This is a genomic window from Bradyrhizobium sp. WYCCWR15520 (assembly GCF_056174665.1).
Window position 1 is genome coordinate 127,201 of the sequence record NZ_JBWBWM010000017.1, and the last position, 15,221, is coordinate 142,421.

Consider the following 15,221-nt stretch of genomic DNA (forward strand, 5'->3'; position numbering starts at 1 on the left):
GAAGTACGCGCGGCAATGCCGCGCCCGATCACTGGGTCGTCACTGATCTCTCTGAGGTTCGAAAGCCTCCGGGCAACTCCACCAATCGGGCCGAAAACGACCTAGTATCCATCGATCCCGTTAATCTGTTGCAGGCGGTCGCGCATCGCTTTTTTCAGGTCGTAGCCGGGCCGGCCGTATTCCGCATTGCGGCGGGCGATGTATTCCGCCTGCTCTCGCCGCAGCTGCGCGCCTGCTGTGGGGTCATCTTCTCAGCGGCCGCCCTGACATACGAGCCTTCGACCTCGCGATCGAGATCGGCGAGTTCGGGATTGGCGCAGATCGCCTTTTCAACCTTCCGGCGGGCGGTGGCGCAATTGAAGCTCGGCTTCCCGGCGACCGCCTTCAGCGCGCCCAGCCGCTCCAGCTCCAGCGCCAGCGCCCGGTGGTTGGTTCTGGCCGCAACGTGGTTCGGGTTCAGCTTGATCGCCGCGGCAAAATCGGCCACCGCCTTGGGCAGGTCGCCCTTCTTGCGCCAGAGCTCGCCGCGCGCGTTGTGGATATCGGCGAGTGAGGGATCGAGCCGCAGCACGCCGTCGTAGTCGGCGATGGCGCGGTCGGCCATGTCCTTGCGCTCATAGGCGGCGCCACGCGCGATCAGCGCCTTGATGCGGTCGGCCTTTTCGGTCTTTGCGTTGTCTATCAGCGCGCCGCAGGCCGCGATCGTCTTGTCGTCGTCACGCGCGAGCGCGGCGGCGAGGCAGAGCGCCGGGTCAACGCGCAAGTCCTTGGCCGGCTCGACGGTGGTCGCCGATACGCCCTGCGCAAGCGCGATCCATAGCAAGGAAGCCGCGACCAGCCCGCGGATGTCGGAATAGAATCGCATCAATTGACCCGGGAAGCCTTGTATCCAGGAAGTCTTGGAGTGGCGCGCGATCCTAGCAAGCTGTCCGCTTTTTCGACAACGGGCGCGTGTGCGTATCCGCTTTCGTACGGGGACAGATTTTGGCCGAAACGTGACATGCGCGAAAACACCGTCGTCCGCACGCGAATGGATATGCCTGTCACGAAATTTGGCCTGAACCTTTTGCAGGTCTTGCAGACTCAACAACCATGACCACTTTAACCGACCTCAATTCGCCGCGTGCCATCGCGCAATCCCGGACGGGCTACTTTTACTTCTACATGGCGCTGGCCTGCATGGCCGTTGCCTTTCTCGGCTTTGCGCCGACCTATTGGCTGCCGCTGGCAAAGCGATCGTTTTCGGCCTCGCCGGTCGTCCATTTCCACGGCCTGCTGTTCTTCGCCTGGTCGCTTTATTTCGCATTCCAGAGCTGGCTCGCCGCATCAGGCAAGGTCGCCCGGCATCGCACCATCGGCATGATCGGCGTATCGCTGGCGACCGCGATGACGATCTTCGGCTTCCTGGTCGCGGTCAACGCGATGAAGCGGTCGGCTGCTGCTGGAATGACCGAAGACGGAATCGCATTCGCGATTGTCCCGCTCAGCGGAATTCTGTTCTTTGCGGTGGCGTTCACGCTGGCAATCGCCGCCATCCGTCAGCCGGAAACGCACAAGCGGCTGATGCTGCTGGCCAGCATTTCGCTATTGGACGCCGCGGTCGCGCGCTGGTTTCTCACCTTCCTCGCGCCTCCCGGCCCGCTCGGCCCGCCCCCGGTGCCGGTGACCATCCCGCCCGCCATCGTCGCTTATCTGCTGCTGGTGGTCGCCATGGTTTTCGACTGGCGCACGCGCGGCCGGCCGCATCCGGTCTATGTCTATGGCGGCCTTGCCCTGATCGCCGTGAAATTCCTGAACTGGCCGATCAGCGTCATGCCGCTTTGGCATTCCTTCGCGGGCGGCATCCTGGCGATGGCGCAGTAGCGTACGGGAGGAATACCTTCTTGCCGGTTAGTGCTAGATTGATGGCGACATCGATCTCGACCGGCAGGGAATCCCAAATTTGCTAGCATTCGAATGGATTATCGGGCTGCTGCTTGGCGCGGTGATGCTGTCCGCACTGGCGCGGCGGCTCAAGGTACCCTATCCGACATTTCTTGCGATCGGCGGCATGCTGCTGGCCTTCGCGCCCGGGAGCCCGTCGTGGACGCTGCAGCCTGAGCTGGCGCTGGCGCTGTTCGTGGCGCCGGTGCTGCTGGATGCGGCTTTCGATACCTCGCTGCGCGACCTCAGGAACAACTGGCTGCCGGTCTCGACACTGGTGCTGGTTGCGGTCGGGGTCACGACCGCCGCCGTAGCTGTGGTCGCGCACTGGCTTCGCCCGGACATGCCGTGGGCGGTCGCGATCGCGCTCGGCGCCATCGTGGCGCCGCCCGACGCCGCGGCGGCCACCGCGATCCTGCGCCAAGTCAACCTGCCTTACCGCATCCAGAAGATCCTCGAGGGCGAAAGCCTGCTCAACGATGCCAGCGCGCTCCTGATCTACCGCGTCGCGGTCGGCCTGGTTGCCGCCGAGCACATGAAGGTGCACGACTTCGTGCCCTCAGTTGCGCTGGCGCTGTTCGGAAGCCTCATTGCCGGCTTCCTGTTCGCGCGGGTCTGGACGCAGATCACACGCCGCATCACCGAGGCGCCGAGCGCAATCATCACGCAATTCGCCGGCACCTTCATGGTGTGGATCGTCGCCGAGCATATCGGGCTGTCCGGCATTCTCACCATCGTCGCCTATGCGATCACGATCGCGCGCACCGCGCCCGAGCGTACCCCGGCGCGGCTGCGCGTGGCCTCTTACGCGGTGTGGGAAACCGTCGTGTTCGTGCTCAATGTGCTGGCGTTCATGCTGATCGGCATGCAGCTCAACCCGATCTGGTCCGGGCTCGACGACGAGGTGCGGTTCAAGTATTGCAGCTTTGCCGCCGCGATCCTTGCCGTCGTGATCCTCACCCGCATCGCCTGGGTGATGCCATATGGCGCATTGCTGCGCGCCTTGAACGCCCACGGCCTGCTTCCTGCGCACGTGTCTCCCGCGGTGCCGACGGTTGAACGCGGCATCATCGTGTCCTGGTGCGGGATGCGCGGCATCGTCACGCTGGCGGCCGCCTTCGCGTTGCCCGAGAACTTTCCGTATCGCGATCTTATCCTGCTGACGGCTTTTGCCGTGGTGCTGGGAACGCTCGTGATCCAGGGCGTGACGCTGCGGCCGTTGATCCTCGCGCTGAAATTTGAGGAGGACGATCCGGTCGCGCGCGAGGCCGCTCAAGCCCGCTGCGCCGCCTATCGCGCCGCGCTCGAGGCGATCGAAGCCGATCCGTCCGAGGAGGCCGAGATCCTGCGGCTCGAATACCGCGCCGTGCTGCTGCGGGCCGAAGCCGAACCCGAAATCGGCATCGCGACCCGCGAGCTGCCGGCCGATCCGCTGCGCCGCCGCGCCATCGGCGCGGCACGAGCGGCGCTATTGAGGATGCGCCAGTTCGAGGAGATCGGCGACGACGCCTTCCACCAGGTGGAAGAAGAGCTCGATCGCGCCGAATTGAGCGCACAGGCATAACGGAGCGATCGCGCGTCAGGCGCCCGACTTGCTCGTGATCCCGCCGTCGACCACCAATTCGATTCCCGTGACGTAGCGGGATTCGTCGGAAGCCAGAAACAGCGCGGCATTGGCGACGTCCCAGGCGTCACCCATGTGCCCCATCGGCACCTGCGCATCGCGCGCCCGCCACATCGCCTCGACGTCGCCGGCCGAATAGCTGGCCGCCAGTCCCGCCGAATGCTCGACCATCGGTGTCTTCATCAGCCCGGGCAGGATGCAGTTGACGCGGACATGGTCTTTCGCAAACTGCACGGCAGTCGTGCGCGTCATCTGGTTCATCGCCGCTTTGGAGGCGCCGTAGGTGACGTAGGAAATGCCGAGGTGGCGGATCGAGGCGATCGAGGAGATGTTGATGATCGAGCCGCCGCCCTGCTTCTGCATCACGGGGATGACGTGCTTCATGGCGAAATAGGCGCTCTTGAGATTGACCGCGAAGACGTGGTCCCAGCTCGCTTCGTTCACCTCGACGACGTTACCCATCTCGGCGATGCCAACATTGTTGTCGAGCACGTCGATGCGACCGTAAGCCTTGAGGCACGCCGCGACCATCGCCTCGACCTCGGCTTCGCGGGAGACGTCGGCGGTGAAGGCGACAGCTTGGCCCCCCTCGCCCGTGATGATGTCGACGGTCTCCTTAGCTGCGGCCGCATTGCGGTCAACGCAAAACACCTGCGCGCCCTCGCGCGCAAACGTCGCGGCGGTCGCCTTGCCGTTGCCCCAGCCGGGCCCGATCGAGCCCGCGCCCACCACCATCGCCACCTTGCCTTTGAGCCGTTCCATCGACTTTCTTCTCCCTGTTAGGTACTCATTTTCTTGTAGCCCGAGTGAAGCCAAGCGCAACCCGGGATTCTCTTTTGGCAGTTGCCCCGGATTGCGCTTCGCTGCATCCGGGCTAGAGATCGGCCACGTGCCGGGTCAAGCCGTCCGATAAGCGAAAGAAATCGCCCCGATATACGCCAACAAGGCCCTTGCCACGGTTACCCAAATTGGACTGAATGCGCCCGCGAACGACCCGCGGAAGCCGGGTCTTGAGAATTAACGGGTCCCCGGGGAATGCATGGCAGCAGACAAGACAACGCCGCCCAATGATGAGGTCGTCGCGGTATCCGACGAAGCGCTGCACAAGGCAGAAGCCTACATCGAGGCGGAAGAAGGCGCGGCCAACCGCCTGATGGGTTGGGCAGGCAGGATATCGACCACGATTGCCGTGGTCATGAGCCTGTTCCACCTCTACGCTGCCTACGCCATCGTTCCGACCCAGGAGCTCCGCTACACCCACGTCGCCTTCACGCTGGTGCTGAGTTTCCTGCTGTTTCCGCTGGCGACGCGCTTCCGCAACCGCGTGCGCTGGTGGGATGTCGTCCCCGGGATCGTCGCGGTTGCCACCATCGTCTACGCGCTGTGGGGCGGCGAGGATTTTACCGACCGCGCCACCACGCCCGACCGCTGGGATGTGATCGTCGGCATCGTCTTCATCGTGCTGCTGCTGGAGGCGACGCGGCGCACCACCGGCGCGATCATGCCGGTCGTATCGCTGTTCTTCATCGCCTATGCGATGTTGGGTCCGTATCTACCGGCACCATGGACGCATCGCGGCTATGATCTGGCCCGCCTGGTCGGTCATCTCTTCATTACGCTGGAGGGCATCTTCGGCGTCGCAGTCGACGTGTCGGCTACGCTGATCATCCTGTTCACCATCTACGGCGCATTCCTGCAGCATTCCGGCGCCGGCAAGTTCTTCATCGATTTCTCGCTGGCGCTGATGGGCGGCAAGCCGAACAGCGCCGGCCGCACCGTGGTGCTGTCGTCGTTCCTGCTCGGCGGCCCCTCCGGATCGGGCGTCGCCACCACCGTGATGATCGGCACCGTGGCCTATCCGATGATGGCGAAGGCGGGCTTCGAGAGGAATGCCGCGGGCGGACTACTCGCCGCCGGCGGGTTGGGCGCGATCCTGTCGCCGCCGGTGCTGGGCGCCGCCGCGTTCCTGATCGCCGAGTTTCTCAAGATCAGCTATCTCGACGTGATCTGGATGGCGACCATCCCGACCTGTCTCTACTACATGTCGCTGCTGTTCATGGTCGAACTGGACGCCAAGAAATTCCACGCCAAAAACGTGGCCTTCACGCCCGAGATGTCGCTCGGTCAGATGACCATGCGGTATGGCTTCCACTTCATCTCGCTGCTGGCCGTTGTCTTTTTCATGGTCATCGGCTACTCGCCGTCGCTATCGGTGTTCTACGCCATCGTAGTTACCTTTGCGCTGAGCTTCCTGCGCCGGGAGACCGCGCTGGTGCCGAGCAAACTGGTGAAGGCACTGGCCGACGGCTCGATCGGCGCGCTCAATGCCGCGACCACCTGCGCCTGCGCGGGCATTGTCGTCGGCATCGTGACACTGACGGGTCTTGGCCTCAAGTTCTCGTCGATCGTCATCGCCTATGCCGGCGGTAGCCTGCTGCTGACCGCGATCTACACCTCGCTGATCGTCTGGATCATCGGCCTCGCGGTGCCGGTAACGGCGTCCTACATCATCTGCGCGGTCATCGCGGCGCCCGCGCTGATCAAGCTCGGCGTGCCCGATTACGCTGCGCACATGTTCATCTTCTACTATGCCGTCTTGTCCGAGGTTTCGCCGCCGACGGCGCTCTCGCCGTTCGCGGCGGCCGCCATCACCGGCGGCGATCCCTACAGGACCACCCTGCAATCCTGGAAATACACGCTGCCGGCGTTTCTGGTGCCGTTCGTGTTTGTGCTCGACCCGCAGGGCGCGGGGCTGCTGATGTCGATTCCCAAGGGCGGATCGTGGGTCGACATCATCGAAATCACGATCAAGACGAGCCTGGGCCTGCTGGCGCTGGCTGCATTTGCCCAGAACTGGGCGCTGCGACAAAATACAGCGGTCGAGCGCGGCCTGCTTCTGCTATCCGGATTGCTGCTGGTGTTCCCGAGCCTGATTGAGGCAATCGTCGAATGGATCACCGGACGCGATATCAGCTACACCTATGTGCCGGGCCTGATCATCGGTTTCGGCGTATTGCTGTGGCAGGCCAGAACGCGGTCGCCAGAGCGACCCGCGCTCACAACATAGAAAAGCGATTGAGGAGACAAAAATGAAAAAGACCACAGCGATATTGGCGATGACGCTGGGGCTCGCCTTTGCCGGCGCAGCTCATGCGCAGCAGAAAACCATGTCGATCGGCACCGGCGGCACCGGCGGCGTCTATTATCCGCTCGGCGGCGCGGTTGCCAACGTGCTGTCGAAGAACCTTCCCAACGTGCAGGCCACCGCCGAGGTCACCGGCGGCTCGGTCGACAATCTCAAGCTGATCGGCGCCGGCAAGAGCGAGATGGCCTTCACCATGGCCGACGCCGCGCTCGATGCGCTGAAGGGAGAGGACAAGTTCAAGAGCGGCAAGGTGCCGCTGCAGGCGCTGCTCGTGGTCTATCCGAACCGCATGCACGTGGTGACGGTGGAAGGCACCGGTATCAACACTATGGCAGACTTGAAGGGCAAGCGCGTTTCGACGGGATCGCCCGGCAGCGCCACGGAAGTGATGGCGTTCCGCGTCATCGAGGCCGCCGGCCTCGACAAGGACAAGGACATGAAGCGCGAGCGGCTCGGCGTCGCCGAATCCGTCAATGCGGTCAAGGACCGCAAGATCGACGCGTTCTTCTGGGTTGGCGGCATCCCGACTGCCGCGGTAACCGATCTCGCGGCGACGCCCGGCCTGAAGATAAAGCTGATCGACCATGGCGATCTGGCCGAGAAGATGAACGCGAAATACGGCAAGCTCTATTCTTCCAGCAAGATCAAGGCAGGCTCGTATCCGGGCTACGACAAGGACAATTCCATCACCGAGGTCTGGAACCTGATCGTCACCGGCGACAAGATGAGCAACGAGGACGCCTACACCATCGTCAAGACGCTGGTGGAGAAGAAGGCCGACATCGTCGCCGTGCACAAGGAGGCCGAGAGCTTCACGCTCGACAACCAGGTGCAGGAACGTTCGCCGATCCCGTTCCACCCCGGCGCGCTGAAATACTTCAAGGAGAAGGGCGTCGGCGGCTAGGGCCTCGATATTCGCCATCCGAATGAAGCGGAAGCGACATTCGGACAGAAGGTACAGTGACCGCGGTCTGTCAGGGACCGCGGTCATTTTTTTGCCGAGCAAAGGTTTGTGTGCGTCGCGGCATGGCTGCTCCCGCGAAAGCTTTTTTGCAAGCCACGACCATCGCAGCGCCGGCGCGCGACCACAAGCGTTAACACGCGAGGCTGAACAGATATTGCCCAAGCCGGACATCAACGCATTGAAGTCTGCCAATTCGGCAGGATGGACTGCCCGCGCGCCTATTGGCGCCGTCGCGGCCGGCAATTCCTCTAAAATTTTATTCTTGTCAGCGGCTTTAACCCTACTGAAGTAATCATGTGACCTTCCGCAAAATTCCATTATTGCGACCTCAACGCGGATGTACCAATGGCGCCGGGGTATTTGTCGGGAGGGCGGCATGGAGCAGATCAACTTCAGCGAGCATTCGCGCGCAGTTCACTTCGGACACCGAAAGCTGACGCCGAGGGCCTGCGTCATCGACAGCAAAAAACACCTCCGGCTGTTCCTTTCCGATGCTCTCGAGGATCTTGGGTTCGTGACCTGCGAATGCGGTCAGGCCGGGGACCTGGCCGGCGTGCTGCAGGCGGAGCAGCCGGATTTGATCGTGCTCAGCGTGTGCGTCGACGGGATCAATGTCGGCGAAATTCTCGAGGCCATCGTCCGAAAAAATTTCGGCGGCAAGGTTCTCGTGATCGGTCAACCCGACTCGATTATGGTTAAGGCCGTCCGGCAAATTGGCGAAGAATACGGCATTGCCATGCTGCCTTCCCTGCCGACGCCGTTCGGTGCGGCGAGCCTGCGCGCCACCGTCGCGGAGCTTTTGCCGGCCGAGCCGGCGCCAAGCCCCGCCGTCGACGTCGCCGAGGCGTTGAAGGCCGGCTGGCTCGAATTGTGGTATCAGCAGAAGATCAACACCCGCACGCTGATGCCGAGCGGCGCGGAGGCGCTGGTCCGGATGCGGCATCCGGCCTGGGGCGTGGTCCCGCCGGCCTACTTCATTCCCGACGACAACGATCCGCATTTTCGCAGTCTCTCCGAATTCGTGGTCGGCCGCGCCATCGAGGATTGGCGCTATCTGCTGGAGAGCCAGGGTCCGGTCGACCTCTCGGTCAACCTGCCGGTATCGTTCTTCGGCAATGCGGCGGCGGTGCGCGATCTGTGCAGCGCCATGCCCGCCCACCCCGCGTTCGGCGGGCTGCTCATCGAAATCAACTGCAGCGAGGTGGTCGAGCATCCGAATCTCGCGGTAGACGCCGCCAGACGGCTGCGCCTGCACAATATCGCCATCGCTATCGACAATGTCGGCGCGGAATGGCCCTCGCTCCTGGAGCTTCGGAGCTTCCCCTTCGCCGAGCTGAAGGTCGATCAGCAATATATCAATGGCTGCGCGGACAACCGGTTGAAGCAGACGGTATGCCGGCGGATCGTCGAACTGGCCCGGGACAACGGCGCCCGTGCCACCGCGCTGGGCATCGAAAGCCGCGCCGATTACCTCGCCGCGCACGACATGGGCTTCGATCTGGTCCAGGGCCACCTGTTCGGCAAGCCGGTGGGCGTGCGGAAATTCGCGCGGTCTCGCCCTCAACTCGCTGCCGGCGCCGAGAAAGTTCTCTGAACCAGGCTCACTCGAACTTCATGTCGATGCATTTCGAGATGTCGGAGCCAAGGCCGGATGAGATGATGATGCAGCCGCGCACTTTCAGCGCATTGTTGTCGCTGGCCCACACCGCGTAGCCGCCGGGACCGAAGAACGAATTGGTGTTTGGCCCCTCGGTTTCGGTGGCATCGAACGAATAGTTCCCGTCGGTATCGAAGATGCGCGGCCTCTTGGCGCAGCCGCCGTCGGCCTGCACATTGATGACTTCCTTGTTGTCGCGCGTCAGGGCCAGTGAGACCTGGCAGCGGAAATATTCCGACGTTTTGGTGTTGAACACGTATGCATAGGATTTGCAGGTCGAAGTGTTGAGCTTGCCTGCGCTCAATCCCCGGCTGCAGGCGATCCTCTGGTTTTGGGAGAGCTTGAAGTCGTTGGCCTCTGCCGCTTGAGCCAGCGTCATGATCGACAGCGCAACACCGAGACCGATCTTCATGACGACGTTCATCCTGACCATCCCTATGACGTTCTTCGCAATGCATGCTTGTAGCCGGAAACGCGAACATAGTCGCGAAGTCGAACGCGGGAAATCACAAAGTCTCAAGTGCGGTGTGATGCGTCGAAGGTGCAGATTGACGGCATCACATCGTTCGTGATTTGTTCAAAACGTGGGACGGGAAGCCGAATGACTTGCGGGGAGGATGGATGATGACGAGAGTTTCGACAAAAACTGTTTTGGTGGCTGCCGTACTGACGGGGCTGGCGACATCGGCATTCGCACAAGCTGCGGCACCCACGCCTTGGGAGCTGAAGTCGGATATGGGCTATGCCTATGGCAGGGACGGCAAGACCGTGTCCTACAAGATGGGCACCAATAATGCCGGCCTTCTGCTCAAGGGCGCCAAGAAGGTGCCGAAGGGCACGCTGTTCTTCGTTGGCGAGAATGGCCAGCTTTACATGCGGACCGGCCCCTATCTCGAGGGCGATGGCAGATTCATGTTCGGATCGAATTGAGGAGGACTCTTCCCTTCTCCCCTTGTGGGAGAAGGTGGCGCGGACGCAGTCCGCGTCGGATGAGAGGTCTGTGTCCGCGGAGAGAACCCCCCTCATCCGCCTCCGCTTCGCTCCGGCACCTTCTCCCACAAGGGGAGAAGGGACGAAGCATATCAAAACGCCCCGGCCAGTTCCTTCGCGCCGGGCTTGCTGCTGTTGAAATCCATCCGCTCGTCGGTCACCGCCAGCAGCTTCGCCACCGTGTTGTGGCGGATCGCGACCGGGTTGCGTTCGTAGCCGCCGCGCTGGAAGAAGTTTGAAGTCGGCACCCGCTCGCGCATCGCGTGCGGCATTGTCACCATGTCGAGGCCGGTGCCATCGCCGGTCAGGTTCATCATTTCGAGTTCGGCGGCCGTCAGCGGCCGGTTATAGCCCTTGGCGCGCGCGAAATGGACCGAGGTCAACAGCTTGTGGGTCTGCAGCATCGGCCCGACGTCGACATCGAGCACCATGGCGTGCACCGCCCAGCCTTGCGGCGTATTGGCAAGCTTCTCATGCTCGGACCAAGTGTCCGGCACTGTGCGCGTGAACGCCACCATCTTTTTCAACACGGCAAGCTTGTGATCCATCGCCTTGCGCGGCACGCCCGACAGCGTCGCGGCCCTTGCCGTCAGTTCCTTGATGAGCTCGTGACCCTGCTCGGCCAGCAGTTCGACGCTGTTGGTGGTGAGCAACTGATTGTAGCCAATCGCGGTCGAGATCGCGCGCGAGCCCGGCCTCGACGGATTCAGCCCCGACTGCATGTCGTAATTGCCGTTGCCGCCGGTCTCGAACGAGTAGACCCGTATTGCCTGTTCGCGTGTCAGGCCTGCCGCCAGTGCGTAACGGGCATAGGCGCGCTTGAACTCGAGCTCGGATGAGGGCCGTTGCGGCGTGAACTGAAACTGCTCGGCGGCGGCTTTCAGGAAATCGGCGACCACCGGCAGCGGCTTGCGCTCGCGCGGCGGCTTCTCTTCCTCCGGCTCCGGGCTGACCGGTCGCTTCGGACCGCTGTAGACCGGCGGCTGCGTCAGCACGTAATCGTCGAGCGTGATGGTCTGGCGTTCCCGGCGCTTGGCATTGCGGCCCTTCCGCTTCTCCGAGATCGAAGCCCAGTAGGCGCCCGCCTCCTCTTCGAACGCGGCGCGCGCTTCCTGATACTCTCTAAGCTTGCGGCGATATTCGGCCATCGCCTGCGGCGAGGCGGCTTGCGCCATCGCATCGGCGGTTGAGGAAGGGAGCGGCTCGATCGCCACGGCAGGCGGCACACTCGCAAGCAGCGCGAGCGCGACACATCCGGAACCCATGCGAATCAATGGCAGGCGCATGGCTCGGTTGTAACAAGCATACCCGCGAAGTCAGCCCCGAAACGGCGCGACATTAGGCGGCACTGCCTTACTTGCCTTCTCCCACAAGGGGAGAAGGGAAGAATTCTCGGCTACTCCTGTTCAACACCACTGGCCTTGACGAGTTGCGACCACTTCCTCTCGTCCTTGTCGATGAAGAGAGCATAGTCTTCCGGCGTGCCGGGCGTGATCTCGGTGCCGTCATTGCCGAGCTGCTTCTTCACCTCTTCAGAGGCGAGCGCGTCGCGCAGCGCCTTGTTGAGCCTGTCGACGATCGGCCGCGGTGTGCCGGCGGGAGCCACGAGGCCGTAATAGAGCGAAGCGTCGAAAGCGGCGAGCCCCGCCTCCATCATGGTCGGCACGTCAGGCAGCAGGCTCGATCGCGTGGTGCTGGTCACCGCCAGCGCACGCAGCTTGCCGGCGGCGACGTTGGCATGCGAGGCCGGGATCGGCGCGAATGCCATCGGGATGTGGCCACCCAACAGGTCTGTCAACGCGGGGCCGGTGCCTTTGTAGGGGATGTGCACCAGCCTGATCCCTGCCGCGCGGGCAAAATATTCGCCGGTGATATGGCTGGCGGTACCGGCGCCGGCCGAGCCGAAATTGACCTTGTCGGGATTGGCCTTGGCATAGGCGATCAGTTCGGCGACGCTTTTCGCGGGGAATGACGGATGCACGACCAGTGAATTCGGCGCGTTGCCGATCATGCCGATCGGCGCAAAATCCTTGCGCGGATCGTAGCCGGGATTTTTGTAGAGCGAGGGACCGATCGCCAGCGTGCCGGTGTAGCCGAGCAGCAGGGTGTAGCCGTCGGGATCGCTTTTGGCGACCGCCTTGGTGCCGACCGTGCCGCCGGCGCCGGGACGATTATCGACCACGACCTTCTCGCCGAGCAGCTCACTCATCTTGTCGGCAATCGCGCGCCCGACGATCGAGGTGCTGCCGCCCGGCGCGAACGGAATGACGAGCGTGATGGCGCGCGCGGGATAATTTTGGGCGTACGCGCCGGTGAATGCCGCCGCCAGCGCGATCATCGCGGTGGCTGCGCAAGCCAATACTTTCCGAGTGGCCATATTGAGCGTGCTCCCAAGACTGTTTTTCTTGTTGGTCCGGTATCGTTGCTGAAACGCTGTCTGTTCGCAAGCGGAACACGCATGCCGTCATTGCCTGCGACAAACGCGGAGCGTTTGCGCAAGGGAGCGAAGCGACGAAGCTATCCACGCCTCCGCTGGCTGCGAGATGGATTGCTTCGCGGAGCCTGTCATCGGGCGCGCATTCGCGCGACCCGTTGGCTCGCAATGACGGCCCTACCGCCAGGCGAACACCGGTTGCTCCAACTCGGCGACGCGGGTGCTTCTTCCCGCCAGCACTTCGGCAAACTGATAGATCAGCGCCGCCGTCGGCGCGTGGATGTGCTGGCCGGCATGGCGGAAGCGGATCACGCGCCGCGTGCTTTCGGGAATCGTGGTGAAGCTGAACGCGTCCGCGCGCTCGATGTCGTCGAGCGCGACGCGATGCACCGAGGCGACCTCGGCCGGATTGGGAACGATATCGGCACTGGTGCTCACCCAGACCACCACGGGCGTGATCAGATAGCCTGAGCGCGTCGGGTAGTCGTCGAGCAGGCCGAGCACATCGCCCTCCCCCAGCGCGACGCCGAGTTCTTCGTGCAATTCGCGCAGCGCCGCCTGCGCCTGCGTCTCGCCCTGGTCGCAACGGCCACCCGGCAGCGCCCATTGGGCAGCGTGCGAACGCAAGGTCGCGGCGCGGCGGGTCAGGAGAAATGTCGTTCCTCCGCCGCCCTCGGCTTCCGTCAGCGCAATGGCTACTGCGGCGCGCTTCAGCTCCGACCCTGCGCCATCTGAGGGCGCCCGCGTGAAGGCCGCGCAGAGGCTTGCGATATTCCGCCGTGTGGTATCGTCAAATGACCGGCCCATCCCGCTTGACTACAACACAAGTGCAGCCGATGAAATGACCCGAACCGCATGACAACCCGCAGGAAACGGAACGCACGACATGACGACCAAGGCCGCGGACAAACTCAAATCCGACGGCTGGAAGATCGTCGAAACCACCGGCTTCCTGCACCTGATCGGCCCGTTGTGGCAACGCGTCGTCGACGGCAGCCACGAATACGCGCTTGCTACCGAGGACAAGCACCACAATCGCCGCGGCCTGGTGCAGGGCGGCGTCATCATGACCTTCGCCGACCGCACCTGCGGGATGACCGCCCGCTTCGTTTCCGGCAAGCCGACGCTGGCGACCGTGCAGCTCGATACGCATTTTGTCGAAGCCGGCAAGATCGGCGAGATCCTGGTGTCGAAACCGCATGTGGTGCGCTCGACCCGCAGCCTGATTTTCATCACGACGGAGGTGACCGTCGACAAGCGCTGTATCGCGATGGCGAGCGGTGTGTTCAAGATATTGAAGAGCGAGAGCTGAGAGTTGCTGTCATTCCGGGGCGATGCGCAGCATCGAACCCGGAATCTCGAGATTCCGGGTCTGGTCCTTCGGACCATCCCGGAATGACGGCCCAGAATAGAGGACCCATCCCATGCAATACCGCCAACTCGGCCGCAGCGGCCTCAAGATTTCGCCGATCTGTCTGGGCACCATGATGTTCGGCGGCCCGACCGACGAGGCCACGTCGTCGCGCATCATTGCGAAAGCCCGCGAGGCCGGCATCAATTTCATCGACAGCGCGGACGCCTACAATGGCGGCCAGTCCGAACAGGTAGTCGGCCGCGCGATTTCAAACAATCGCACGAACTGGATTCTGGCGACCAAGCTCGCCAACCAGATCGGCGACGATCCCAATCGCGGCGGGCTATCGCGGCGCTGGGTGATGCAGGCGGCGGAAGAGAGCCTGAAGCGGCTTGGCACCGATTTCATCGACATCTACTATTTGCACAAGGAGGATCATGCGACGCCGCTGGAGGAGACGGTGCGCGCCATCGGCGATTTGATGCGCCAGGGCAAGATCCGCTATTTCGGCGTCTCGAACTACCGCGCCTGGCGCGTCGCCGAAATCTGCAACATCTGCGACAACAACGGCATCGACCGCCCGATCGTCAGCCAGCCCTATTACAACGCCATGAACCGCATGCCCGAGGTCGAGCATTTTCCGGCCTGCGGCTATTACGGCCTCGGCATCGTGCCTTATAGCCCGTTGGCACGCGGCGTGCTGACCGGCAAGTACAGGCCTGACGCGGCGCCCGACAAGGAGACGCGCGCCGGCCGCGCCGACAAGCGCATGATGCAGACCGAATGGCGGCCGGAGTCGCTGCAGCTCGCGCAGGAGATCAAGCGCCACGCCGAGGCGCGCGGCATCAGCGCCGGACAGTTCGCGGTATCTTGGGTACTGAACTCATCTTTCGTGAGCGGGGTGATCGCGGGCCCCCGCACGGAAGCGCAGTGGGACGATTACGTGAAGGCGCTCGACTATCGCTTCACGGCGGAAGACGAGGCGCTGATCGACCGCCTGGTGGTCAGCGGCCATCCCTCGACGCCGGGGTTCAATGATCCGGCCTACCCGATCGAGGGGCGGCGGGCGCGGACGGATAGCGATACCCGATAACGGATCGGCCGGCTCGGCGATTGCCAGCCACCTTTAG

14 protein-coding genes are annotated in these 15,221 nt (G+C 63.2%); 8 read left to right on the forward strand and 6 right to left on the reverse strand.

The window, feature by feature from the left end; translation table 11 throughout:
• Positions 1-154: 154 nt before the first annotated feature.
• Complete coding sequence (locus AC0QUY_RS20680) at positions 155-865, reverse strand: tetratricopeptide repeat protein (protein ID WP_475388157.1); 711 nt, start codon at positions 863-865, stop codon at positions 155-157.
• Between the two features lie 227 nt (positions 866-1,092).
• On the opposite strand from AC0QUY_RS20680, the gene AC0QUY_RS20685 reads away from it, so the two are divergent.
• Positions 1,093-1,863 carry a hypothetical protein gene (locus AC0QUY_RS20685; protein WP_475388158.1) on the forward strand — a complete coding sequence of 257 codons (771 nt, stop codon included), beginning with the start codon at positions 1,093-1,095 and terminating at the stop codon, positions 1,861-1,863.
• 79 nt (positions 1,864-1,942) lie between these two features.
• Positions 1,943-3,487 carry a cation:proton antiporter gene (locus AC0QUY_RS20690; protein WP_475388159.1) on the forward strand — a complete coding sequence of 515 codons (1,545 nt, stop codon included), beginning with the start codon at positions 1,943-1,945 and terminating at the stop codon, positions 3,485-3,487.
• A gap of 15 nt (positions 3,488-3,502) precedes the next feature.
• Here the strand turns inward: AC0QUY_RS20690 and AC0QUY_RS20695 are convergent, their stop codons facing one another.
• On the reverse strand, positions 3,503-4,309 hold the full coding sequence (locus tag AC0QUY_RS20695) for an SDR family NAD(P)-dependent oxidoreductase (protein WP_475388160.1): 807 nt from the start codon (positions 4,307-4,309) through the stop codon (positions 3,503-3,505).
• A gap of 277 nt (positions 4,310-4,586) precedes the next feature.
• Between AC0QUY_RS20695 and AC0QUY_RS20700 the strand changes: the two genes are divergently transcribed.
• The 3 genes from AC0QUY_RS20700 to AC0QUY_RS20710 all read left to right on the forward strand — a co-directional run bounded on the left by AC0QUY_RS20700 (position 4,587) and on the right by AC0QUY_RS20710 (position 9,250).
• Positions 4,587-6,614, forward strand: coding sequence for a TRAP transporter permease (locus tag AC0QUY_RS20700; protein WP_161850375.1), 2,028 nt, complete (start codon positions 4,587-4,589; stop codon positions 6,612-6,614).
• 22 nt (positions 6,615-6,636) lie between these two features.
• Positions 6,637-7,596 carry a TAXI family TRAP transporter solute-binding subunit gene (locus tag AC0QUY_RS20705; protein ID WP_161850376.1) on the forward strand — a complete coding sequence of 320 codons (960 nt, stop codon included), beginning with the start codon at positions 6,637-6,639 and terminating at the stop codon, positions 7,594-7,596.
• 436 nt (positions 7,597-8,032) lie between these two features.
• Positions 8,033-9,250, forward strand: coding sequence for an EAL domain-containing response regulator (locus tag AC0QUY_RS20710; RefSeq protein WP_475388161.1), 1,218 nt, complete (start codon positions 8,033-8,035; stop codon positions 9,248-9,250).
• Between the two features lie 7 nt (positions 9,251-9,257).
• Here the strand turns inward: AC0QUY_RS20710 and AC0QUY_RS20715 are convergent, their stop codons facing one another.
• The gene (locus tag AC0QUY_RS20715) at positions 9,258-9,737 is read right to left on the reverse strand and encodes a hypothetical protein (RefSeq protein WP_161850379.1); all 480 of its coding nucleotides are present in this window, start codon (positions 9,735-9,737) and stop codon (positions 9,258-9,260) included.
• 200 nt (positions 9,738-9,937) lie between these two features.
• On the opposite strand from AC0QUY_RS20715, the gene AC0QUY_RS20720 reads away from it, so the two are divergent.
• The gene (locus tag AC0QUY_RS20720) at positions 9,938-10,243 is read left to right on the forward strand and encodes a hypothetical protein (RefSeq protein ID WP_161850380.1); all 306 of its coding nucleotides are present in this window, start codon (positions 9,938-9,940) and stop codon (positions 10,241-10,243) included.
• A 152-nt stretch (positions 10,244-10,395) separates the two neighbouring features.
• Here the strand turns inward: AC0QUY_RS20720 and AC0QUY_RS20725 are convergent, their stop codons facing one another.
• The 3 genes from AC0QUY_RS20725 to AC0QUY_RS20735 form a co-directional block, all read right to left on the reverse strand.
• Positions 10,396-11,589: a hypothetical protein gene (locus AC0QUY_RS20725; RefSeq protein ID WP_475388162.1), complete on the reverse strand. Its 1,194-nt coding sequence runs from the start codon at positions 11,587-11,589 to the stop codon at positions 10,396-10,398.
• Positions 11,590-11,699: 110 nt separating this feature from the next.
• Positions 11,700-12,680, reverse strand: coding sequence for a Bug family tripartite tricarboxylate transporter substrate binding protein (locus AC0QUY_RS20730; protein WP_475388163.1), 981 nt, complete (start codon positions 12,678-12,680; stop codon positions 11,700-11,702).
• A 234-nt stretch (positions 12,681-12,914) separates the two neighbouring features.
• Complete coding sequence (locus tag AC0QUY_RS20735) at positions 12,915-13,544, reverse strand: NUDIX hydrolase (RefSeq protein WP_475388164.1); 630 nt, start codon at positions 13,542-13,544, stop codon at positions 12,915-12,917.
• Positions 13,545-13,623: 79 nt separating this feature from the next.
• On the opposite strand from AC0QUY_RS20735, the gene AC0QUY_RS20740 reads away from it, so the two are divergent.
• Together AC0QUY_RS20740 and AC0QUY_RS20745 are read left to right on the forward strand one after the other, a co-directional pair.
• Complete coding sequence (locus tag AC0QUY_RS20740) at positions 13,624-14,049, forward strand: PaaI family thioesterase (RefSeq protein ID WP_475388165.1); 426 nt, start codon at positions 13,624-13,626, stop codon at positions 14,047-14,049.
• A gap of 112 nt (positions 14,050-14,161) precedes the next feature.
• A complete protein-coding gene (locus AC0QUY_RS20745) occupies positions 14,162-15,184 on the forward strand; it encodes an aldo/keto reductase (protein WP_475388166.1) in 1,023 nt (340 codons plus the stop codon).
• Positions 15,185-15,221: the final 37 nt, after the last annotated feature.